This is a genomic window from Devosia sp. UYZn731, assembly GCF_040546795.1.
Classification (GTDB): domain Bacteria; phylum Pseudomonadota; class Alphaproteobacteria; order Rhizobiales; family Devosiaceae; genus Devosia.
Window position 1 is genome coordinate 124,153 of record NZ_JBEPOL010000008.1, and the last position, 20,930, is coordinate 145,082.

The window sequence follows — 20,930 nt, forward strand, 5'->3', positions numbered from 1 at the left end:
TGTCGCCTTGCGCCTCGATATAGAGGGGGAGCGGGTGAACGCGGGCTGAACGACGGTAAATGCGCTGCATCACCCTAGTGTAGTTATCCGGAGAGCGCGGCCCGTACGCTTGCGACCAGCAGGAAATGGGTACGAAGAGTTGAGCTGCTGCCGGTTCGGTGGACACGCAGTTAGGCTAACTTAGCTTGCTCTTCGTAATCCACGGGGCTGAGATAGCCCAGCGTTGAGTGCCGGCGCCTCGGTTTGTAGAAGCGCTCGATATAGTCGAACACATCGGCCCTTGGCATCGTCCCTGGTGCGATAGACCTTGCGAGCGGTGCGTTCGGTCTTGAGCGATGAGAAGGAGCTCTCCATCGCCGCATAGTCCCAGACATTGCCAGACCGGCTCATCGAGCAGATGACGCCATGATCCGCCATCAGGCGCTGGAACTGCTCGGATGTATATTGGCTGCCCTGGTCGGAGTGGTGCAGCAAGTTGTCGGGCCTGCCGCGACGCCAGATGGCCATGATCTCCCGACCAGTGTCCTTCGCCATTCTCACGTCGCTCGCCTTCGTCGGCTCGGCCGTCGCGCTAGTCACTGGGAAGGGCATAGACGCTGCCACCATCGTGAACCTCGCCATCTCTCTCACCACCATGATCATCGGTCAGGCGGTACTGGTTTCGGGACGGCGGGATGGGCTTGCTTTTCATCTGAAGCTCGACCGGATCATTGAGGCCTGCCGAGCGACAATGAAGCCATAGGTGCCGAGCGCGCGAAAGAGGCGGAGATTCAGCGGGAGATTGATGCAGTCGAGCAACGGGCCAAAGCCGAACCGGCAACCCAGCCCTGAACCAGCGGCGACGAAAGGAAAAATTTACGACCCTGCGCCGTTGCTGGCATTGTCCAGTCAGGTGCCCCAGATGCTAGCAGTTTCCTGCGGTTTTATTGCCGCACTCGCCTTTGCCATAAGCGTCGACCTAAAGCGCCGGAAGAGTTGGTAGGCGATTTTGATCTGCCAAATTTCGTGGACGTCGTTTTGCTAACAGGTCCGCGCATGCGCTAGATCAACTGCTGCCGCAGTAGCAATCGCCAGCAGTTGCAGATGATTTTCTCTTGACGATATGTGCAGCAGGAGAACCCGCTCCCGGTGGAACATTTAAGGCGGCTGACGGTTAGATCAGGGATGCCTTGAGGAGAGCAATAGTGAGGACATTATTCACACTAGCCGGCATGGTTTTCGCCGTTACAGCCGTTCTGCCGGTTGTGGGCCAGATCGCCCCGGGCGGAGGCACAAGTCTGCAGGAGGGCGTTGTGACGACGCCAGCGCCCTGCCCGGATGGGTCAAAGCCGGCGACCACTTCGAGCGCGCCAATCTCCAGTGAACCAACTGACACTTCCGCCCCTCCAGTCCCGGCGCCCTCTGACGTGGTGGAAGAGGGGCAACCGCTTTGTCCCGCGTCAGGCGAAACGACCACAGGAGCAGGTGTGGACTCCACAGAGACACCGGCCGCTGCCGCCGCCCCATCGATGAAGTGATCTATTGCTCGTCGTTGTAGCGGCCCTTGGTCTGACCGACCATTTTGGCGAGTTCTGAAAACGGCATGATTTCCGTGTCGGACGCGCCGTTATTAGCCAACCGCAGCAGCCTGATCGGAAATGCGATGGCATCGCGCTGTGTTTCCCCGAGGTCCTCCGTCCTGTAGTCCCCCAGCACAGTTTGCTCGGCGACATCCAAGGCATGACATATCTCATGGCGATCGACCATTCCCTTGGTGACCAGCAGGTCGTTCAACGACGCGATAGCAATCAGCAGGCCTTCGATCTGCAAATTCGCAGTGTTCATGGGTGCTCCTATTTCTCCTGATCAACGCTTGAACTGCTCGCGAGATGCCATGGACACGCAACCGGCCGGCCAACTCGCTTGTTCTCCACCTATCGGATGGAGATCATGATGGCCGGCGACGATTTGACAGCACAAGAACTGCAGACTCTGGCCAGCTTCTCTGCGCCTACGGTGCCCGACCATGTTGACCCACTTCACTTCGCCAAGTTGCTGTCGCTGGCCCTGCTAAAACAGGAAGAAGGCGGCCCAGTCGTCACTCAGGCCGGTATGGATATCTTGAACGGTTTCGACCATGTTCGTTCGACCACGCCCCAGCGTTAGCCATGGAGCGGGTTGCTTTCGGTATTAGAAGGGCTGCTGGGCCACTCCTCCCTGGTTGGGTCTCGAGAGGTTCAACGCAACAATCCGTCGCGTTCGAACTCGTCCCAACCCTTGAGCTTATGTCGAGCGCCGTCGTCTGCAGTGGTTTCGGGACTAAGCTCGCCACTGGCTTTCGGCGTGCGCTTGAGTCTTGCCTTCCAGGCTGCCTGCCGCCTGTTCTCGGCCTTGGTTTCAGCGTCATCCTCGCGCCATGCCGATATCAAGTCCTCGTTCAACACCTCTTCGACGTGGCGGGGATTGAAGACATGGAAAGTGATTTTTTTGGCACGCCCACGGAGCTTCACCGTCCGCGTACCGGCGCTTTGGAGGCGACCGTCTTTTAGCCACCGATGCCGTTCGGTGGTCGAAATCGACAAGATATCCTGGATCTCTCGAGGGATGACCGGCAGGTCTTCGATCCCGACCAGTGCCTTCGAGACGACCTCCGACGCAGTGCGAAAATCTTCTTCGGCGCCCTCCGTCATCCGGAGCGCCAGCACTGCGCCAACGATGTCGAGCGACTTCTTCGTTGCGGCAGGAAGGCGGGCCCGCATTTCCAGCAAGATACCCCTCGCCCGCACCGACGATCCGAGCGTTGCGGCAGCCGGCAGCGTCCACTCGCGAACGAGCTTGGCCTCCAACTTCATTTTTGGCTTAGACGGCATGTGTCTCAAGTAGCTCTTCAAACTCACCGCTTCAATAATGAGAGCGACGGTTCAGTGTTTTTTGATGGCCTCTTGCATGCGCTCAGTCAGCGTTTGCTCGGTTTCGAGATAACCCGCCCAAGCGTCCGGCCCACTCGCCCCCTCGGCAGCGGCGAACACATCGAAGGCGTTGGCCCGGTCGATGGTCGCCAGGTCCTCCCAAGTCACAGGTACTGCGACGGTCCCGCCAGCACGGGCCCGCGTCGACCAAGGACAGATCGCCGTGCTTCCGTGCTCGTTCCGCAAGCAATCGACGAACATGCGGCCTTACGGCGCGCCTTGCTCATGTTGAACCTGTAGGGCTCGGTCTTGGCCAGGAGCTCGGCGAATTCTTGACAGAACGATTTTACAGCGCGCCAGTCGGCCTCCGGAACGAGCGGCACAACGACGTGGACACCCTTGCCGCCCGAGAGCCGCGGCAAGCCGGCGATTTCGGCGACGAAGCGCTGGTTTCAGCCGTTTTCCTTGAACAGCACCTCGCGGTCCTGCGTGAAATTGGCCAGCAGCGGGATCGCCGCCCCGCCCATGGCGCGCGCGCCGCTGCCCAGCGCGCCTTCGACCAGCATGAAGGGCGATAGGCCCTGGCGATTGACCCGATCCAACGCTGTATGCGTGCGCTCGATGATGGACTGGCGGACGCTGACGGGAAATGCGCCGTCCACCACCACGGTTTCGACATCGATCACCGCGATCGCAGCGACGATGGCATAGGCCAGGCTTTCGGCAACTTCATCGATCCAGTCATCGAGCACCGGACCCAGATGCGAACCCCAGTCGTCAGGGGATTGCCACAGAAGATCGGCACCGCGGCCCTGCTCGATCAATTTGCGCTCCAGCACATAGATCGAAGCGACATTCATCAACTGGCGCGATCTCTCGGGCGAGCCGGCATAGGCGGGCATGGAGCCGAGAGCCCCGGCATTGCGCGTGCGTCCGGGAAACAAATGGCCATCGAGCACCAGCCCGCCACCAATGAAAGAGCCAATGAAAACATAGAGATAATCGATATAGTCAGCGCCGTTGCCAAACATCAGTTCTGCCGCGCAGGCCGCCGTGATGTCATTGGAAAAATACACCGGCCAGGCACAGATTCGCGCGAGATCGGCCCTTATGTCGACGCTCTTCCAGGCCTCGATATCCTCAAGCGGCGCGCCGATTTCCTCGGCCCAGGTCCACATTTCATAGGGCGCGGCAATACCGAGCCCAGCGATGCGCGCGATAGTGTCCGGAGGCAGGTCGGCCTGCAATTGTGCCAAGCCGGCAATGGCGAAGTCGCGCACGCTTTGCGGGGTCGGATAGGCATAGGTCTGGTGCAGTTTGGCCTGCACTTCCCCGACAAAATTGATCAGGTAGAGGTCGACGCTGCGGCGACCGATCTTGAGCCCAAAGGCAAACGCCCCCTCCGGATTGAGCGAGTAGGGCACCGACGGTTGACCGACACGGCCGCGCTGGGCATTGCCCCGCGTCAGCAGGCCATCGGCCTCCAGCTGGTTCATGATGATGGAAATGGTCTGTGGCGACAGCCCGGTCATGCGGGCGATGTCGGCCTTGGGCAGATTGCCATGCCGACGGATCAGCGACAGCACGAGGCGCTCATTGTAGAGGCGCACGCCGCTCTGGTTCGTGCCACGGCTCAAGCCGTCCGAACGTTTCTGGCCAATTTTGGCGCGCGCAGACGACACCGTTTCCTCCTTGACACCAAGCCTTTAGCTATCCGCCATTGGCGGCAAATCGCGCCGAAATGCAACTGGCGCCGTCCGGTTGGCGTCTCCTCCAAGGCATAAATCAGACCTTTCGCCGCCGCACTGTCAATTAATAAATCCACTGGATTAACTTATTGACAGGGGGCAGGCGATTTGCTGATGATGGGGCATGGCAGCGGACGATGAGCCCATCATCGCCGCACGCCGGATGCGAAACGCACCAATGCAGGTCAACTGCGGGCGTTCGCTCGAGGAACCCTTTGGGAGGAAAACCATGCATAGTTTCTTTAAGGTCGCGGCCGCAGGCGCGGTGATGCTCGGTCTGATGGCTGGCACCGCGACATATGCCCAGGACAAGCCCGTCGTGGGGCTGATCACCAAGACGGAAGGCAATCCGTTCTTCGTCAAGATGCGTGAGGGCGCGCAGGCCAAGGCGGACGAGCTCGGTATCGAGCTGCGCACCTTCGCCGGCAAGTTCGATGGCGATAATGACAGCCAGATTGCCGCCATCGAGAACCTGGTCTCCTCGGGCGCCAAGGGTTTTGCCATCGTGCCATCGGATTCCAGCGCCATCGTGCCGACCATCCAGCAGGCGCGCGATGCGGGTCTTCTGGTCATCGTGCTCGACACGCCGCTCGATCCGATCGGCGCCGCCGACGCGACGTTTGCCACCGATAACCGCAAGGCGGGCGAACTGATTGGCTCTTGGGCCAAGGGCACGCTGGGCGACAAGGCGGCCGACGCCAAGATCGCCTTCCTCGATCTGGCAGTGAACCAGCCGACCGTGGATTACCTACGCGACCAGGGCTTCATGGCTGGCTTCGGCATCGATGTGAAAGACCCCAACAAGTATGGGGACGAAGACGACGCGCGCATCTGCGGCCATGAAATGACCGGCGGCGCCGAGGACGGCGGCCGTACCGCCATGGAAACGCTGCTGCAGAAATGCCCGGACGTGAACGTGGTCTATACCATCAACGAGCCGGCTGCTGCTGGTGCGTTCGAAGCGCTCAAGGCCATCGGCAAGGATGACGGCTCGGTGCTGATTGTCTCGGTGGACGGCGGCTGCCCCGGAGTCGCCAACGTCAAGGCCGGCGTGATCGGCGCCACCAGCCAGCAATATCCGCTCAAGATGGCGGCCATGGCGATGGAAGCGATCAAGAAGTTCGCCGATACGGGCGAAAAGCCGGCGGCTACCCCCGGCCTCGACTTCTTCGACACCGGCGCCGCTTTGGTGACCGACAAACCGGTTGCGGGCGTCGACTCCATCGACACCACCAAGGGCGCCGAGCTCTGCTGGGGCTAAGAGTGCGCTGACAACACGATCTGATCCCTCCCCGCGCGGGGAGGGATCAAGCGTGCGAGGCGGGCGTTTCGGATAAACCCTGGGAGGGATCGTATGAGCGATGACGCGACGGGGACGTCGATTGCCGAAAAAGGCTTGGCGGGCGTTGAGCAGGGTGTAGCGAGTTTCGATGAGGACGCGCCTGGTCCGATCCGTCGGCTACAGGCCTTTCTGCATGCCTATCCGACGGCTATTCCCTTCATCGTGCTCATTGTCGGCATTGCCATTTTCTCGGTTGCCGCCGGCTCCAAATTCTTCGCGCCGTTCAACCTGTCGCTGGTGCTGCAGCAGGTGACGATCATCGGTGTGCTCGGCATCGCCCAGACCCTGATCATCCTGACCGCGGGTATCGACCTGTCCGTCGGCGCCATCATGATCCTGTCGTCCATCGTGATGGGGCGGCTGTCGGTGGTGGCAGGCGTGCCCGTGGAAGCCAGCTTCGTCATCGGCATCTGCACCGGCATTTTGTGCGGGTTCATCAATGGTGTGCTGGTGGCGCAGGTCAAGTTGCCGCCGTTCATCGTGACGCTGGGCACCTGGTCGATCTACGGCGCCATGGTGATCTTCATCTCTAATTCGGAGACCATCCGCAGCCAGGATATCGCGGCGGTGGCGCCGATGCTGCAATGGATGGGTGCGCGCGTGCCGATCGGCGGCGGGGCGGTGCTGACGGCTGGATCGATGCTGATGATTCTGATCGCCGCAAGCGTCTGGTACATTCTCAACCGGACTGCGTTCGGGCGCCATATCTACGCCACCGGCGATGATCCGGAGGCCGCGCGCCTGGCGGGTATCAACACGAAAATGACGCTGATCGGCGTCTACACGCTGGCCGGTTTTATCTGCGCAATTGCCAGCTGGGTACTGATCGGCCGCGTCGGCGCGGTCTCGCCGCTGGGCAGCCAAACGGCGAACCTCGACTCCATCACCGCAGTGGTGATCGGCGGCACATCGCTGTTCGGCGGGCGCGGTTCCATCGTGGGCACGCTGCTGGGTGCGCTGATCGTGGGCATGTTTCGCAACGGCCTGGCGCTCGCGGGCGTCGATGTGCTGTGGCAGGAATTTGCCGTTGGCGCGCTCATCATCCTCGCGGTCACCATCGATCAGTGGATCAGAAAGATCTCAGCATGAGCCTCGATCAAGCCGCAAATCTCACCGCCACACCGATTGCCGGACCGCAGCCGATCCTGTCAGCCACGGGCCTGCAAAAGCGCTACGGCAAGGTGGTGGCGCTCGACAATGCCGATTTCGAGCTGATGCCGGGGGAAATTCTCGCGGTCATCGGCGACAACGGCGCTGGCAAATCCACCCTGATCAAGGCGCTGTGCGGCGCTGTGATCCCCGATGCCGGCGTCATCAAGCTCGATGGCTCGCCCATCAGCTTCAAATCGCCCATGGAAGCCCGGCTGGCCGGGATCGAGACGGTGTACCAGAACCTGGCTTTGTCGCCCGCCTTGTCGATCGCCGATAACCTGTTTCTAGGCCGCGAGATGCGCAAGCCGGGGCCGCTGGGCAATATTTTTCGGCTGCTCGACCGTTCCGGCATGAACCGCATGGCGCGCGAAAAGCTTAGCGAGTTGGGTCTGATGACGATCCAGAATATCAACCAGTCGGTGGAAACGCTTTCGGGTGGGCAGCGCCAGGGCGTGGCGGTGGCACGGGCGGCCGCCTTCGGCTCGCGCGTGGTGATCATGGACGAGCCCACCGCGGCCTTGGGGGTCAAGGAAAGTCGTCGCGTGCTGGAACTGATGCTCGACGTCAAGCGGCGTGGCCTGCCCATCGTATTGATTTCCCACAACATGCCGCATGTGTTCGAGGTCGCGGACCGCATTCACATCCACCGATTGGGCAAACGGATCGCGGTGATCAACCCAAAAAATCACACCATGTCCGACGCGGTAGCGATCATGACCGGCGCCATGCCGCCGCCCAACATCTGAAAATCACAGAGCGCGGAAATCCACTTTCCGTGCACGAAAGAACGCCTTCGCGGGTTCTTTCTTGAAAATGCTTTCCGCTGGGCCGAGGCACTGCGTGCCGTTGGCGCGGACGTCATACTGAGTGAACAGGTGGGCGACCACGGGGATCCATTCTGGCAGACAGAGCTTACCAAATTCGTAGACTGGACTCTTGCGTGACCAGCGCGGGCTGGCCACGGCGGGGTGGAAAGGGGACTGTCTGCTTTTGGGTAACTGCATCGCGAAAGCTGACAGCTCTCGGCATGACCGGGCACTCCCTCGCTCTTGGATCATCAATTGGATATCGGGAAATCGCTGCGGCGGAGCGCTGCGGCGATTGCATCAATCGCCACGACAACACGCTTGGGTCGTAAGTGGCCGGGCAGCGCCGCGCCCCAAATCGGCCGTTCAGACAGACTCTTCGATTTCCTAAAGCAGCCGGTCCGCTCAACACGAGGCAAGGGCGATAATGGGGTGGTTCGCGGACCGTCCGCCTCCGGATCAGAATTCGACAAAGCGTACACTAGGCGATCTGTCCGCTGCCGGGACCCGGGGAAGGAACAGCTGCCGTTCAACTGCGGCACGACCACAAGCGGCCGCCGGCCTAAATCAAGACAAACATAACAGTCGGACAAATCTCCTGGAACCGTCATTCGACGAAGTGCGAAATCTATCCAGTCTTGGTCGTCATTCACGGGCGCACTGAGCCACCAGCTCTGCGGCAGCTTCGGCGGAATTGGGTCCGCTTCCGAGTTGAATTGATCGCCCCGCTTATTGCCGATTTTGCACGAATGCTGTTGAATCTTGCCATGCAAGAATTTTCTCCGCTCGCGCCCATCCGAACTGACGTCGAACTTCGTGACTTGGCCCATACCCTCAAGGCGTTGCCGAACTTCGAGGGAGCCGTCAAACGCTACACAAAGGATATCGTCGCCTTCAGGGAGGCGGGGAGGTCCTATGGCAAGTTGATCGCCAATGAAGACCGGTTCCGAGTCATCAACTTCTTTTTTCCGCTCTGGGCCGAAAGCCTTGTCAGAGGGGGCAATGGCGCACTGACCTATGGCGAGCTCTATGAGGTTTGCAGGCGTGGCGAGGTAACACCCCGGGTGCTCAAGAGTACCTTGGCTTTGGCCGTGCACCTTGGATTTCTGACCCGCACACCGAACCCATCGGATCGGCGCAGTTGGCACTATGCTCCGACGGACCGGATGCTGCGGTTCCCTCACCAGTGGATGGTGCCGGCGACGGTGGCATTGGACACCTTGATGCCTGGTCTGTCGCTGACGGCGCATCTCAAAAGTGATCCTCGCCTGCTGATCCATTTCTTTCGTAGCGCCGGTCGCGAGTTCGATTCCGGTCTTCAGCCGCAAAGGTTGGTGCCCCGGTTCATGCATTTTTCTGGTCACAAGGAAGGCGGCACTTTGTTGGCAATGTCATTGCTCGTCGCCGAAATGGACGGCCTGCCTTTTCCCAGTCGCGCGGAGGTGGCAGAGCGCTTTGGCCTCACGAAGAGCCAGGTGACGCAGCTCGTTGCGACAGGGGTGGAGATGGGGTTCCTGTCCATTCGAAACGGCACAACGCATCCCACCGACGCGCTCCGCGAAGGCCATTCCGAATGGGTCGCGGTGGCGCTCGCTTTCCTGCAGCATCATCTGCAGCCGGAGGCTATTGCGCGGTAACCCAGCGCGAACGGGTGCATCCTGATAGCGGCTTCGCGGTGCTGACCACGGAGCGTCTCAACGAACAGATCGAGCACTTGGGAGATGGTATGGACCGGCTCCGCGACGAGGTGATCCGATCCGCTGCCGAGCTTAGGTGAATTCATGAGACGTTAAGGTGATTGCCTAGACACTGGCGCCACCTGTCGGTTGTTATCACATCTTCCAAGGGTAGCCCCCAGCAGCCCGCGTTGCTGGGGGTTTTTTGCACGCCCACTGGGGAAGGAAGTGAGCTTTCGAAAGTGCTCGAACTCCCTCTGAGGATTTCCGGCGCCTCGACTTAGAATTCCGCGCTTAGCCCGACCTTAGCGATGTTCTCGCTCTGCCCTCCAAAGAACCGCCCCGTATAGTCCAGCGACACAGTCAATTGGTCAGTTGGTTGCCATTGAAAGCCCGCGCCCACTTCCATACGGTCGCGGCCGATTTCAGGACTGGACACAGTGAAGGCGCCACCGCCCCCCTCAAGCGTCAGGGTCTGCTGAGCAACGACCTCTCCCCACTTGTGCAGCCAGAGCGCGCGGCCGGAAACCTTGAAATGGCCCTCGTCGCCATCGAGCTGGTAGCTCGCCCCGACGCCCAGAGCGGTATCGGTCCTCCAACTGCCATTGGCCGCGAAGCTGCCGTTGAGGCTGCCGGCGCCCGTTTCACTGAAACCGTTGTGGCCCGACCAGCCAAGACCGACCGCGGCAATAGGCCCGGCCTTCAGGCTATCGGTGAGCGCTAAGCCATAGCCGGCCTTTATGTCGATCCCGGCGCCCTGTACCCAGTAACTCGCCGTTGCGGTCCGCTTGAGGGCGCCGATGGTAATGCCCCGCGAGGAGTGCACATAATTGGCGCCGTAGGTGAGCTGTGCGCTCAGGTCCAGCGCGCTATCCGTCCATGTGCCATAGGCTCCGACCTGTCCGCCCTGGACCGTGCTGGTTGTCTCGCGCGCCGGCGAACTCACCTCGGTGGCGACAAATCCGGCACCAATGCCGAAGGCAGCATCTCCACCCCCGAGCGACAGTTGCCGCTCGACCCCTCCAAGAAGCCCGCCCGTGCTCCAATCCGACGCCGCGCCATTGCCATCGCCATCAATGACACCGTGTGCAGCGATAGGCGTCAGCCAGGCGGCGCTGGATGCGCTCGGCTCGGCCTCGACAATACCAGTATGGCCTGGCCCGGCATCGAGCATGCTGAGAACGCCACGACCAGAGCCGCCCGAACCCGAACCGAGATTTCCGGCGAGCAGATCGAACGTTTGCCCAATCACGGCTTGGGCCGCGGCCTGGCTATCACCCGACGCCGAAGCAAAAGCGGCCTTTGCATCTTGCTCGGACAGGTTGAGCAAGGCCTGGACGGCGGGATCGGTTCTGGAAAATCCGCTTAGCGCGTCGGCTACGCCCCGCTGGTTCGGCGTTGCCGCCGCACCCGAGAACGAGAGGTCGTTGCGCTTCATGCTGAGGTAGACGTTGTCGGCGTCGTAATCCAGCGAGGCGTCGAGAAAGGCGAAGTCGTCGGCGACCGAGTTGAATGTGCCCGTCCGACCGCGGTTGGCAGTCAGGATCGTGTAGGTGGTTTCCGGCTCATAAGTCGTACCGGTCTCGCCGGTGGGCACGGACTTCACAAGGACCTTGGCCAATGGATCGATCGTCAGCGCGCCGCCGACCGCGACCAGGTCGTTGTGCACGCCCGGCATATTCCCGCCTGAGCCAATTTCGACCTCCAGCGTCGAATCTGCCCCCATAGTGAGCGCGCCCGAAACGTTCAGCGTCCCGATGGAATTGCCGGCGGCCAGCGTGCCACCCGTATTGATGAGCGCGTCGAATATGGTGCCGGTGCCGCCGAGCCGCCCGCCATTGTTGACCACTATCGATGACGCCGTAATGGCGCCATCCACCGAAAGCCGGCCGGCATCGACGCTCGTCTGGCCGGTATAGGTGCTCGTCCCGGTCAGCGTCAGGGTACCAAGTCCCGTTTTGGTGAGCGTTCCCAGGCCGCTTATCGTGCCAGCCAGCGAAACCGCATGACCATTGGTATCGATCACTGCGGCGCCCGGCAGGATCACGTCGCGGGTGTTCGGCGACGTGATATCGCCGACCGCCTGCAACGTACCACCGCTAAATATCAGGCTGTTGGTTGCCGACCCATCACCCAGTGCCGCCGTATCGCCGACCTGCAAGGTGCCCGCTGTTATTGCGGTTGCACCAGCATAGGTGTTGGCGCCGGTGAGCGCCCAGACACCCAGACCGTCCTTGGTGACACCGTTAATGTTGCTGCCGATGATACCCGAAATGGTGCCGTTACCGGCCCCGCCGATGGTCAGGACGCGCCCGGCCGCATCGCCGTCAATGTCTCCGGACAGCGCCAGCGAGCCGGTGTCGGAATTGATGCGAGTGTCTCCCGTTATCGTGATGGCGCCGCCGTAGCTGTTGTCGCCGGAAACGTTGCGAAGCGCACCGGTGCCACCAACGCCCAGGCCCGCAAGCGTCAGCGCCTCGGTTCCGACCGCTATGTCATTTTGCAGCTCCAGCGCCGCGCCTGCCGTAACGGTTGTCCCGGCTGCCGTGCTGCCCAGCGCCGAACTGCTCTGGATGTTCACTGCGCCCGAACTGACAGTGATCGCGCCATAGTATGATGTGCCCACACCCGAAAGCGTCAGGGTTCCACCCCCCGTCTTGGTCAAGGCACCTGCGCCGGTAATATTGCCCCCGAATCTAACCGCATTTCCGTTCGTATCGAGCGTGCCGGCCCCGAGCATCTGCACGCCCCGGTCGTCCAGGGACGTGATCGCGCCCGTAGCGCGCAGCGTTCCGCCATTGAAGATGAGAGTGTTCGTCGTAGATCCGTCTCCGAGGGCCGCGGATGAATTGGCCTCCAGGATGCCGCCACCGATCGTGGTCGTGCCGGAATAGGTATTGGTCCCAGACAGGCTGACCGTACCATTCGTGGTTTTGGTCAACGATCCCGTCCCTGCGAGATTGGACGAGATTGTGCCACTTCGAACATCGAAGACGCCGCTGCTTGTCAGCGTCCCGTTCCGCAGCGTGCCTCCCGTCAGCAACAAGGATGTCGCGCTTTGATTGCTTGCGCCCAAGTCCAGGGTGCCATTGAGCACACGATATGCCAGGGGCGTCGAGGCCGTGCCGGTGACAGTCCAGGTGCTCGTCCCCGACTTCTCCAGAATGCCGAAGCCACGATACTGCGGAACCGCCGCTCCGGCCGCCCCAAGCTGGCTGAGCGCAAACGACGCGTTCACGCTCCCGCCGAGCCCGAAGGTATCGTTCGTCGAAAAGGCATCGACGCGGCCGGAGATCGTGGATGACGCCGTAATCGTCAGCGCGTTGACGCCTCCCGTAAAGGTGATCGCGTTAGCCTGGGTAGAGGCACGGTTCACGTAGCCTTGCCCGCCAGCGATCGACCCACTGTTGATGATGGTCAGTCCCGCGCCTGTTATGCCCGCGCCGCCCGCCCCGTCAGTGCCCGAATACCGCGGGCCGGTACCGGGTGGGCCGTTTTGAACCCCCGGTCCCCCGTTGCCGCCAACGCGCCCGCTCCCACCCACGATGCTGCCGTTATTGGTCAGGACGAGCCCGGTGCTGCGGACGTCGATGCCTTTGCCGCCAGCGCCGCCGTTGCCGGCACCACCGAAGATACCCACGCCATCCTGCGTGCTTCCTCCGCTGCCGCCGCTGACTACGACGCCAGTTCCCACTGTCAGCGCCGAACTGCCTTGGACCAGCAGGCCGACACCCCCACTGCCGCCGCTGCCCATGATAAAGCCGGAGCCGCCATTGCCGCCATTGCCCCCGGTGACTGCGGTCGTCAGTGTGCCGTCGCCTGTGACGACCGCGCCATACCCCCCGGCTCCGCCCCCACCGCCGCCGTTGCCGGATGATGCCCCACCATCACCGCCGTTACCGCCACTGCTGGCCCCTGTCGGCAATACCCCGACGAAGCCATGCGCGCCGCCGCCGCCGCCATTACCGGCATCGCCGGCGCCCGACGCGCCTGAAGCGCCCGCTGTCGCCCCGCCTGCGGCAGCAGGAGACGAATTGTTGTAGCCAACGCCACCGGCTCCGCCGACAACGCCGGAACCCCCGCCGCCGCCGCCGCGATACGGGGAGGACGTATCCGTACCTCCGTTACCGCCTGGGGCCGAGACACTGTCGGCACCGCCCGATACGGCTGTGCCGCTAGATGCGCCGCCCTCGGCATATGCCGGTGTAGGCGCTATCGGAGCCATTAGGAGCGACAGGACCGCGAGGGATATCGACCCTACAAACGCCAACTGGACGGCGCGAAATCCAAGGCTAAGCGACTTCGATAATTGGGCACCGTAACTGTCAACAATGGAAGCCTCTGCCGCAGACTCAATAACACCGGTACTCACAGAAACCTCTCGTCGTCCGAGCCTAACAGACACGTCACTCTCTGGCCGTGTTACCTTCGACCACGGGGCCGATCAACGCCTCCAGGCTTCAACGAACGATCACAATCGTACCTAAATTAAAGCTGTCAGTAACGGTGTTGCGGCCAGAGCACGACTGCCAAGATCCGACTACTCATTGGTTGCCCGGGTCGAGGGCGTCGGCGCACCGGTTTAATAGTTGGCCGAGCATCCTAGCTTCATCCGGCGTCAGGCCCGACAGCATATGTCGTTCCACGGCCTCAGACGCCAGAATACCGGCTGCCGCGGCGGTTCTGCCCCTTTCGGTCAGCTCAGTCATGATAATCCGACCATGGTCTGGATGCGGTGTTCGCGTGATGAAGTCATCGCGCTCAAGCGTGACGAGCATGCCCTGCATGGATTGAGGCGTTACGAACGCGGCTCTGGCGAGGGCCGCATTGGAAATGCGGGGATTGTGACTAATCGCCAGCAAAACAGCATTCTGCGCCGCCGATATGCCGGTGCCCTCAAGCTCCGCCTCCAGCCGCTGCCGCAGGCGATGTTGAGCGATTTTCAAACTGTAGCCGATCCAGGCCTCTCCACTCTCAGGAGACATCTTGCTCATTGACATATCAGGAACCTGATATAAATATAAGGAACCTGATACTAAACTGGAGCATCCGCCATGACAATGCCAATCGGGCCATCCTTTATCGCCCTGCAGGTTCGCGACCTCGCCGCATCTACCGAATTCTACAAGGACGTGTTTGGATTCGTCGCACAGGAGCGCAATCCTCCTGGCGCGGTCGTTTTCACCACCTCCCCGATTGCTCTGGCACTGCGCGAACCTATTCGTCCACTTCCAGAAATCGGCCCGCTGGGCACGGGTGCTGTGATCTGGATCGCCTGTGACGACGCCGACGCTCTGCATGAGCTGATCTTACAGCGTGGCGGGAAAATTCTGGCCCCCCTCAATGAGGGCCCGTTCGGTCGGTTCTTCGTATCCGGCGACCCGGATGGCTACGCCATCACATTCCACACCAAACAACAATGAAAAGCACAGGCTGCCAAGCGTTCGCCTGGCACAAAGGATTGTCACACGAAGTACAAATTAAAAACCACCGCCGCCTTTTCGTAACGGGCGCGACCGGCCAACTGGGTCGCCGCCGACCAGGCCAAGGGCTCGACAGATAGCAACAAAGCGCTGACACGCGACCTGGATCGCGCTGGTATTGTCATGGCGGAAGTCGGTGATGGTCATGAAGTCTGGCACCAGCTTGCCGGTCAGCCACATCAACTCGATATTGCGGCCGGCCTCGCGCTCCAGCTTCCGACTTGAGGTCAAACGGTGCAGATAGCCATAGACGTAGAGCTTGACCATCGTGCCCGGGGCGTAACCGGGTCTGCCGGTGGATGCCGGCTGGACACGCCCGAAGCCGATCTGGGCAATATCGAGCTCATCAACGAAAGCGTCGATCACGCGGACCGGGATGTCGGGGTCAACTTAGTCTTGGAGACGGCCGGCAGAAAGCTCGCCTCCTGAGGGTCAGCAACTTCAACGAAACGTCCCGTGGGGCACCTCCGCAGCAGTGACTGATCATATCATGTTCAAGGGTTTTCACACAGCCTCGGGTAGGAAGCGGCCGGTCGGCTAAGTGCCCCATTTCGGACGTTCAGACGTCTGCGAGCAATTCCTAAAAGCGGACATCAATCTAAGCGGCCCATTGAACTATCACTAAGGGGTGCCGCCGCCGCGGCTAAACCAGCCTTCGGGCATGTCGGGAGGGTCATAAGGCATCCGTCACAACGACGCGATATGAGCGCGCGAGCGTCCCGCAATAAGGTCCGACTGTTTAGCTATAGCTTCATTCATTCGTCGAACATTCGTCGCTTCCAGTCGGTCTACGTACACGCCCCTGGTAGTGCAATAGCCGACCGCAGAAGGCGTCGCGTTACCTGCGACCTGCAAGCCCAAACCGCATCAAAGCCGGATGGGCTGGCCCGTTCGGATGCTTTCGTCGGCGGCGAGGCAGATGCGGAGCGACGCGACGGCGTCGTCCATGTGGCGGTTGAGGTCGTAATCCTCCGTCACCGCGCGATAGACGAAATCCTGCTCGCGATCGCACAATTGCTGGTGCCCCGGCTCATCATGCATGTCCAGCCAGTCATCGGGTCGCGTCAACTTGCCCGCCGCGTCGGTATCGGCATGGTGCACCAGCAGGCGCGAAGTCTGGGTATGGGCGTTGATATCGGCGGAGCCTGCCCCCCCGTCCATGACGATTGAAACCGAGCCGCCCGGCGACATGACGTCCTTCACGAAATAGGCGGTTTCCGATATCATCGGACCCCAGCCGGCCTCGTACCAGCCGAGGCTCCCGTCGTCGAACAACACCTGGAAGTGGCCGTAATTGTACATGCCCGTCGGCAGCCCGGCGGCCAGGTTCACGCCCATGCCGCGCACTTCGACGGGCTTGGAGTCGGTGATCTGGCACATCACATCGACATAGTGCACGCCGCAATCGACGATCGGCGATGTCGTCTGCATGATCTGCCGATGAATGTCCCAGGCAGCGCCGCTGGACTGCTGGTTGAGGTTCATGCGGAACACGTAAGGGCCACCCAGCCCGCGCGCTTCCTCGATCAGCCGCATCCAAGACGGATGGTGGCGCAGGATATAGCCGATCACCAGCTTGCGCCCATTGGCCTTGGCGGCGGCAACGACGCGCTCGGCATCGTGCACATTGGCGGCCAGCGGCTTTTCCACGAACACATGCGCGCCGCTTGCCAGCGCCGCGACGGCATAATCGGCATGGGTGTTGGTATGGGTCGATATCGACACCACATCGGGCGAAAACTCCACCAGTGCGTCGGCATAATCCTGTCGCAGCGGATATCCGGTCAGTTCATCGGGTAGGGGCCGCGTCGAGCGGTTGACCAGCCCGACAATCTCGAAGCCCGGATGGTTGTGATAGGCGATGGCGTGACTGCGGCCCATCTGGCCAAGGCCGACGACGAGCACTTTCAACTTCTGATCCGACATTTGCAGGGTCCCGCAATTTGAGGAGAGATGAGCGGCCCTTAGGCCACTACGCGCTTTTCGCTGGCGATCTGGCGGGCGCCGAAGGTGGCGAGCGCAACCGAGTACAGCGTCGGATTGGTGGCCGTCATCGTCGGAATGACGCCATTGCCGGCGACGTAGAGGTTGTCGAACCCCCAGACGCGGCTGTTGCGGTCGCACACGCTGGTGCCGTCATCGGTTTCGCCCATGCGGATCGTGCCCTGATAGTGCAGCGAACTGCCAACTGGCTGCACGATGGTAGCAAAGCCAGGCGCCGGGCGGCCGATGATCTCGGCGATGCTGCGCGCCGTGGCCTTGGCATATTCCTGGCGCGCCTTGTCGGCCTCAGACTCGCGCCACTGAATGGAAATCGCCGGCAGACCCATCCAGTCGCGCCTAGTCTCATCGAACAGCACGCGATTGTCGGGGTTGAGATCGGACGGGCAGAAAACCCCCATGCCGACGGGCTGGCCGGTCAAACCGTCCGGGCGGGTGATGCTGGTCAGGCTTGTCGGGTGGATGGTGACGGTGAAGGGAAAGTCGTTGGTCGGCGGAATCCAGCTCATGGCCTGCATCGGCACTTCATTCTGCATCTCGGCCATTTGCGAGATGATGAAGTGGTCGTTCAGGTAGCGGCCCAGCGCTGCCGGGCGGATACCGGACGCATAGAGGAGCTGCGGAGAATGCAGCGCGTCGCAAGCAACGATGACGGTGCCGGCAGCGACGAACCAAGTCTCGTCCTCACCCGGCTTGCAGAGATCGATGCCGGTAACCTTGCTGCCTTCATAGACGATGCGGCGGCAGGCGGTTTCCGCCAAAATCTGGAAGCTAGCGGCCGGTTCGTCGACCATTGGCCCCAGCACCACATCCGTGCCGTGGTAGCGCAGCCCATTGGGACCGGGCGTTGCCGCCAGCGGCATAGGTTGCACGAAACGGTCAGGCAAACGGCCCAGGTTGAACGTCGCGCCCAGCTTTTCGCGCATGGCAATGGCGGTCTGATCGTTGGGGTGGGGGTTCGTGTTGGTGCCCAGCAGTCCCTGGGCGACGACGATGGCCGCGGCCAGCTCGTCCGCCGGGATAAACGGCACGCGCTCCACCTGCGAGGGGGTCGGCGTCCCGGTCGACCACTTGGTCCCCATGCCGCCCACATTGGCGGCCGAAAAGCCGGCGAACAGATTTTCGGCGGGATCGGCCTCATTGGCGATGAACAGGCCGGAGCGGCGCAAATAGGACGCATCGAAGCCGCCGGCGCGACGCGCTTCCCACTCCTCCTTGCTCATCGGGGGGCGCGGCGTACGATCGCCGCCCTGAGCCTGCATTTCCAGCGCGGCGCGCTCCTTGAGGTCCACGATATTGTCCAGGTGCGCGCCGGTCTGCGGCAGGATTTGCGGGCCCGCTTCGACCATCAGGATGCGCGCTTGCGGCCAGTCGCGCCGGATGATGCGCGCATAGGCCGAACCGGTCGGGCCGCTGCCCACGATGACGACATCTGTGGATTCTTGACGCATCGGCAGGCCCTCATCCCATTTTGAACTGGTATGGAAATGGTATTAATGGTACTTTATTGGTACGTAAAGTGCACATTTAACGCCGTGCTAGCAACGACCGTTTCGTCCTCCCGGAGCGCCTTCATGAAACTCGGCCTGTCGTCCTATAGCTTCCGTCCATTGTTGGCCAATGGTGCGTTGCAGATCGAGGATATGTTCGATTGGCTGAGCGCCAATCAGGCGGAGCATCTGGAAATTGCGACGTTTTCGTTTGCCAGGCCGGGCGCCGAAGCCGGCTATGATTTAACGACCGAGACGGAAACTTTGCAGCGCATTACGGCGGCGTCGGCAAAGACCGCCGTGCCGATCTCCGGCATCTGCTTGGGCGCCAAACTGGTCTTTGTCGACGCGGACGAGCGGCGCGCGCAGATCGAGCTAGTGAAACGCCATATCGAGCTGTGTAACCGCCTCGAGATCAGCCTGCTGCGACATGATGTCGTCCTGTGGTCGCACCGGTTCAGCCAAACCGACGAGTTCGAAAGCGTTTTTCCCGCCATTGCCGAGGCCTGTCACGAGATTGCCAGTTTTGCCGCGACCCAGGGCGTCACCACGAGCGTTGAGGATCACGGCTTCTTCATGAACGGCAGCGACCGCATCCGGCGCCTGCTGCACGCGGTCAACCTGCCCAATTTCAAATTCACCGTCGATGTGGGCAATTTCCTCTGCGTCGACGAAGACGCCGTGGTCGCCACGAAAGCCAGCCTTGGCGATGCCAGCTTCGTGCACCTCAAGGATTTCTATGTTCGCCGCGCTGCGCCCGGACCGGGCTGGCTCGAAACGCTCGGCGGCCAGTTCATCCGTGGCTCGGTGTTCGGCTTCGGCGACCTGCAAACCCGGATGATCCTCGAGGCCGTGGTGGCGTCAGGCTATGACGGCTTTGTATCCCTCGAATACGAGGGAAACGAGCCGACCTTGTTTGGCTGTGAAACCGGGCTTGGCAATATCCGCCGTATGCTTGGCGAAATTCGCGGCGCCTAAAGCGCCGCGATCCGGTCCGCGCTTTCCTTGAGGGCCTTGAGCCGGTGGCGGTCGCCGCCCGGCATTTCGATCGAGCCCCAGCCGGAATAACCTGAAGCGAGCAGCGCGCTGTTGACCGTCGCCCAGTCGCAGTCGCCCTCGCCGAGTTCGACTTCGAAGCCTTTCCAGGGCCCCTCGGCATTCATCCGTGTCAGGCTGAATTCCTTGATGTCCACCTTGAGGATGCGCTTGCCGAGCGCCTCGGTCCAATGCGCCGGCCGGCCATAGCGCAGCACGTTGCCCACGTCGAAATACCAGCCGACACGGGCACTGCCCAGTTCGTCGACAAACCGGGCAGCTTCGAGCGGGCTGAGCAGGAAGTCGTTCCAGACATTTTCCATCGCGATCGACACGCCGGTCGTATCGGCGTGGTCCAGCACCTTGCGCAGTTCGGTTTGGGCCAGCGCATAGGCTTGGCTGTAGCTGGTCTGGGCGTTGACCACGCCGGGCACCACCAGCACCGTGCTGGCTCCGTATTCGCGTGCATTGTCGAGTGCAGTGCGGATCGCCTGGACGCCGACCTGGCGCACTGCCGCGTCCGGATCGGTTAGCGGCGCTTTCCAGTGCATTGAATTGATCACGCCCGGAATGGCGAGCCCAGAGCGGTCCCGAGCGGTCAGGACCTCTGCCACCGGCAGGTCATTGGGCGCATCGAGTTCCACCCCGTCATAGCCGAGATCGGCCAGTAGCATGAACTTGTCGAGAATCGACAGTGTCGGCTCCTCGATCATGCTCCATTTAAGGCTCAGCTTGGTGAGGGCGCGCGTCGGTTCGTTCAACGAATTCATGGTCATGCTGGAGTGTGGCATCCCGCCCGGTGCGTTGGCAAGCGGTCACGCAGGGCTCAGATTTGCGAGGCTAGAATTAACGCGTTCCTCGCTTCGCCAGTCGTCATTCTTCTGGCCTCCCGGCAAGCCGCCCATTCAACGTGTGGAGATCGATGTCGACAACAAGGACCTCTCGCGCCCCAAGCGACACTGCAGAAATACCGTCGCCGCTGCCTTTTGGATAAGCACGCATTCTCTTGCATGATATAATGATGACGTTCTCATTGGAGCCGCAAAGAGATGTGGCTTCGGCCTCGGGCGTTGCCGGTGGAGCCGCCATTGCCCGGCGATGTCTTGGCGGTTGCCTATCGCGATCTTGCCGCCAGCAATCTCAAGGATCGCTTCATCGTGACGCCTCACGCCGCCTGGTAGACTCCCGAGAGCGGCGCCGATGCCCGGCGGCTATCAGTGCAAACTGCGATGATGTACCAGCGCGACGGCAGGCTGCGTAACCTGGTCAACGGCGACTACCTGCGCGATCGGCGGAAGTTCGCGTAGCG

The 20,930-nt window shown here is 61.6% G+C and carries 16 protein-coding genes and 3 pseudogenes; 8 read left to right on the forward strand and 11 right to left on the reverse strand.

The genetic code is table 11. The features are described from left to right. Window positions 1-170 precede the first annotated feature (170 nt). A pseudogene (locus tag ABIB57_RS19750) lies at window positions 171-510 on the reverse strand (IS3 family transposase); the annotation flags it as partial. Between ABIB57_RS19750 and ABIB57_RS19755 the strand changes: the two are divergent. Beyond that, window positions 500-742, forward strand: a complete 243-nt coding sequence (locus ABIB57_RS19755; protein ID WP_354043163.1) for a hypothetical protein — start codon at window positions 500-502, stop codon at window positions 740-742. The pseudogene ABIB57_RS19750 and the gene ABIB57_RS19755 sit on opposite strands and share 11 nt — an antisense overlap. A gap of 776 nt (window positions 743-1,518) precedes the next feature. Here the strand turns inward: ABIB57_RS19755 and ABIB57_RS19760 are convergent. Continuing rightward, window positions 1,519-1,824: a hypothetical protein gene (locus tag ABIB57_RS19760; RefSeq protein WP_354042964.1), complete on the reverse strand. Its 306-nt coding sequence runs from the start codon at window positions 1,822-1,824 to the stop codon at window positions 1,519-1,521. A gap of 108 nt (window positions 1,825-1,932) precedes the next feature. Here ABIB57_RS19760 and ABIB57_RS19765 point away from each other — a divergent pair, with 108 nt between their 5' ends. Continuing rightward, complete coding sequence (locus ABIB57_RS19765; RefSeq protein WP_354042965.1) at window positions 1,933-2,145, forward strand: hypothetical protein; 213 nt, start codon at window positions 1,933-1,935, stop codon at window positions 2,143-2,145. Window positions 2,146-2,216: 71 nt separating this feature from the next. On the opposite strand, the gene ABIB57_RS19770 is transcribed toward ABIB57_RS19765, so the two are convergent. The 3 genes and pseudogenes from ABIB57_RS19770 to ABIB57_RS19780 all read right to left on the reverse strand — a co-directional run bounded on the left by ABIB57_RS19770 (window position 2,217) and on the right by ABIB57_RS19780 (window position 4,570). Continuing rightward, the gene (locus ABIB57_RS19770) at window positions 2,217-2,849 is read right to left on the reverse strand and encodes a hypothetical protein (RefSeq protein WP_354043153.1); all 633 of its coding nucleotides are present in this window, start codon (window positions 2,847-2,849) and stop codon (window positions 2,217-2,219) included. 51 nt (window positions 2,850-2,900) lie between these two features. Continuing rightward, window positions 2,901-3,271, reverse strand: a pseudogene (ligD, locus tag ABIB57_RS19775) (non-homologous end-joining DNA ligase LigD). A 69-nt stretch (window positions 3,272-3,340) separates the two neighbouring features. Then, entirely contained in the window at window positions 3,341-4,570 is a 1,230-nt protein-coding gene (locus ABIB57_RS19780; protein WP_354042967.1) for an ROK family transcriptional regulator, read from the reverse strand. A gap of 295 nt (window positions 4,571-4,865) precedes the next feature. On the opposite strand from ABIB57_RS19780, the gene ABIB57_RS19785 reads away from it, so the two are divergent. From ABIB57_RS19785 to ABIB57_RS19800, 4 genes are all read left to right on the forward strand, one after another. Next, window positions 4,866-5,897, forward strand: coding sequence for a sugar ABC transporter substrate-binding protein (locus ABIB57_RS19785; protein WP_502914437.1), 1,032 nt, complete (start codon window positions 4,866-4,868; stop codon window positions 5,895-5,897). Between the two features lie 93 nt (window positions 5,898-5,990). Next, window positions 5,991-7,067 (forward strand): ABC transporter permease, encoded by a 1,077-nt coding sequence (locus ABIB57_RS19790; RefSeq protein ID WP_299727551.1) that lies wholly within the window; start codon window positions 5,991-5,993, stop codon window positions 7,065-7,067. Continuing rightward, a complete protein-coding gene (locus ABIB57_RS19795) occupies window positions 7,064-7,876 on the forward strand; it encodes an ATP-binding cassette domain-containing protein (RefSeq protein ID WP_354042968.1) in 813 nt (270 codons plus the stop codon). The genes ABIB57_RS19790 and ABIB57_RS19795 overlap by 4 nt, the downstream gene beginning before the upstream one ends. 776 nt (window positions 7,877-8,652) lie before the next feature. After that, window positions 8,653-9,573 carry a hypothetical protein gene (locus ABIB57_RS19800; RefSeq protein ID WP_354042969.1) on the forward strand — a complete coding sequence of 307 codons (921 nt, stop codon included), beginning with the start codon at window positions 8,653-8,655 and terminating at the stop codon, window positions 9,571-9,573. A gap of 319 nt (window positions 9,574-9,892) precedes the next feature. On the opposite strand, the gene ABIB57_RS19805 is transcribed toward ABIB57_RS19800, so the two are convergent. Together ABIB57_RS19805 and ABIB57_RS19810 are read right to left on the reverse strand one after the other, a co-directional pair. Beyond that, window positions 9,893-13,837 carry an autotransporter domain-containing protein gene (locus ABIB57_RS19805; protein WP_354042970.1) on the reverse strand — a complete coding sequence of 1,315 codons (3,945 nt, stop codon included), beginning with the start codon at window positions 13,835-13,837 and terminating at the stop codon, window positions 9,893-9,895. 319 nt (window positions 13,838-14,156) lie between these two features. Beyond that, window positions 14,157-14,606, reverse strand: coding sequence for a MarR family winged helix-turn-helix transcriptional regulator (locus ABIB57_RS19810; protein WP_354042972.1), 450 nt, complete (start codon window positions 14,604-14,606; stop codon window positions 14,157-14,159). A gap of 60 nt (window positions 14,607-14,666) precedes the next feature. Here ABIB57_RS19810 and ABIB57_RS19815 point away from each other — a divergent pair, with 60 nt between their 5' ends. Further along, window positions 14,667-15,035: a VOC family protein gene (locus ABIB57_RS19815; protein WP_354042974.1), complete on the forward strand. Its 369-nt coding sequence runs from the start codon at window positions 14,667-14,669 to the stop codon at window positions 15,033-15,035. Window positions 15,036-15,152: 117 nt separating this feature from the next. Here ABIB57_RS19815 and ABIB57_RS19820 read toward each other — a convergent pair. The 3 genes and pseudogenes from ABIB57_RS19820 to ABIB57_RS19830 form a co-directional block, all read right to left on the reverse strand. Continuing rightward, window positions 15,153-15,508, reverse strand: a pseudogene (locus ABIB57_RS19820) (transposase); the annotation flags it as partial. A gap of 454 nt (window positions 15,509-15,962) precedes the next feature. Further along, window positions 15,963-17,021, reverse strand: coding sequence for a Gfo/Idh/MocA family protein (locus ABIB57_RS19825; protein ID WP_354042975.1), 1,059 nt, complete (start codon window positions 17,019-17,021; stop codon window positions 15,963-15,965). 38 nt (window positions 17,022-17,059) lie between these two features. Continuing rightward, window positions 17,060-18,547, reverse strand: coding sequence for a GMC oxidoreductase (locus ABIB57_RS19830; protein ID WP_354042976.1), 1,488 nt, complete (start codon window positions 18,545-18,547; stop codon window positions 17,060-17,062). A 123-nt stretch (window positions 18,548-18,670) separates the two neighbouring features. Here ABIB57_RS19830 and ABIB57_RS19835 point away from each other — a divergent pair, with 123 nt between their 5' ends. Beyond that, window positions 18,671-19,564, forward strand: coding sequence for a sugar phosphate isomerase/epimerase family protein (locus ABIB57_RS19835; RefSeq protein ID WP_354042978.1), 894 nt, complete (start codon window positions 18,671-18,673; stop codon window positions 19,562-19,564). Here ABIB57_RS19835 and ABIB57_RS19840 read toward each other — a convergent pair. Continuing rightward, entirely contained in the window at window positions 19,561-20,397 is an 837-nt protein-coding gene (locus ABIB57_RS19840) for a sugar phosphate isomerase/epimerase family protein (RefSeq protein ID WP_354042979.1), read from the reverse strand. The two genes, ABIB57_RS19835 and ABIB57_RS19840, sit on opposite strands and share 4 nt — an antisense overlap. Between the last annotated feature and the right edge of the window lie 533 nt (window positions 20,398-20,930).

Coding starts and splice junctions, on each gene's coding strand:
- ABIB57_RS19805 (WP_354042970.1), bottom strand. CDS start 13,837: ATGGCTCCGATAGCGCCTACACCGGCATATGCCGAGGGCGGCGCATCT.
- ABIB57_RS19815 (WP_354042974.1), top strand. CDS start 14,667: ATGACAATGCCAATCGGGCCATCCTTTATCGCCCTGCAGGTTCGCGAC.
- ABIB57_RS19755 (WP_354043163.1), top strand. CDS start 500: ATGGCCATGATCTCCCGACCAGTGTCCTTCGCCATTCTCACGTCGCTC.
- ABIB57_RS19830 (WP_354042976.1), bottom strand. CDS start 18,547: ATGCGTCAAGAATCCACAGATGTCGTCATCGTGGGCAGCGGCCCGACC.
- ABIB57_RS19825 (WP_354042975.1), bottom strand. CDS start 17,021: ATGTCGGATCAGAAGTTGAAAGTGCTCGTCGTCGGCCTTGGCCAGATG.
- ABIB57_RS19795 (WP_354042968.1), top strand. CDS start 7,064: ATGAGCCTCGATCAAGCCGCAAATCTCACCGCCACACCGATTGCCGGA.
- ABIB57_RS19810 (WP_354042972.1), bottom strand. CDS start 14,606: ATGAGCAAGATGTCTCCTGAGAGTGGAGAGGCCTGGATCGGCTACAGT.
- ABIB57_RS19790 (WP_299727551.1), top strand. CDS start 5,991: ATGAGCGATGACGCGACGGGGACGTCGATTGCCGAAAAAGGCTTGGCG.
- ABIB57_RS19760 (WP_354042964.1), bottom strand. CDS start 1,824: ATGAACACTGCGAATTTGCAGATCGAAGGCCTGCTGATTGCTATCGCG.
- ABIB57_RS19835 (WP_354042978.1), top strand. CDS start 18,671: ATGAAACTCGGCCTGTCGTCCTATAGCTTCCGTCCATTGTTGGCCAAT.
- ABIB57_RS19785 (WP_502914437.1), top strand. CDS start 4,866: ATGCATAGTTTCTTTAAGGTCGCGGCCGCAGGCGCGGTGATGCTCGGT.
- ABIB57_RS19770 (WP_354043153.1), bottom strand. CDS start 2,849: ATGCCGTCTAAGCCAAAAATGAAGTTGGAGGCCAAGCTCGTTCGCGAG.
- ABIB57_RS19840 (WP_354042979.1), bottom strand. CDS start 20,397: ATGACCATGAATTCGTTGAACGAACCGACGCGCGCCCTCACCAAGCTG.
- ABIB57_RS19765 (WP_354042965.1), top strand. CDS start 1,933: ATGGCCGGCGACGATTTGACAGCACAAGAACTGCAGACTCTGGCCAGC.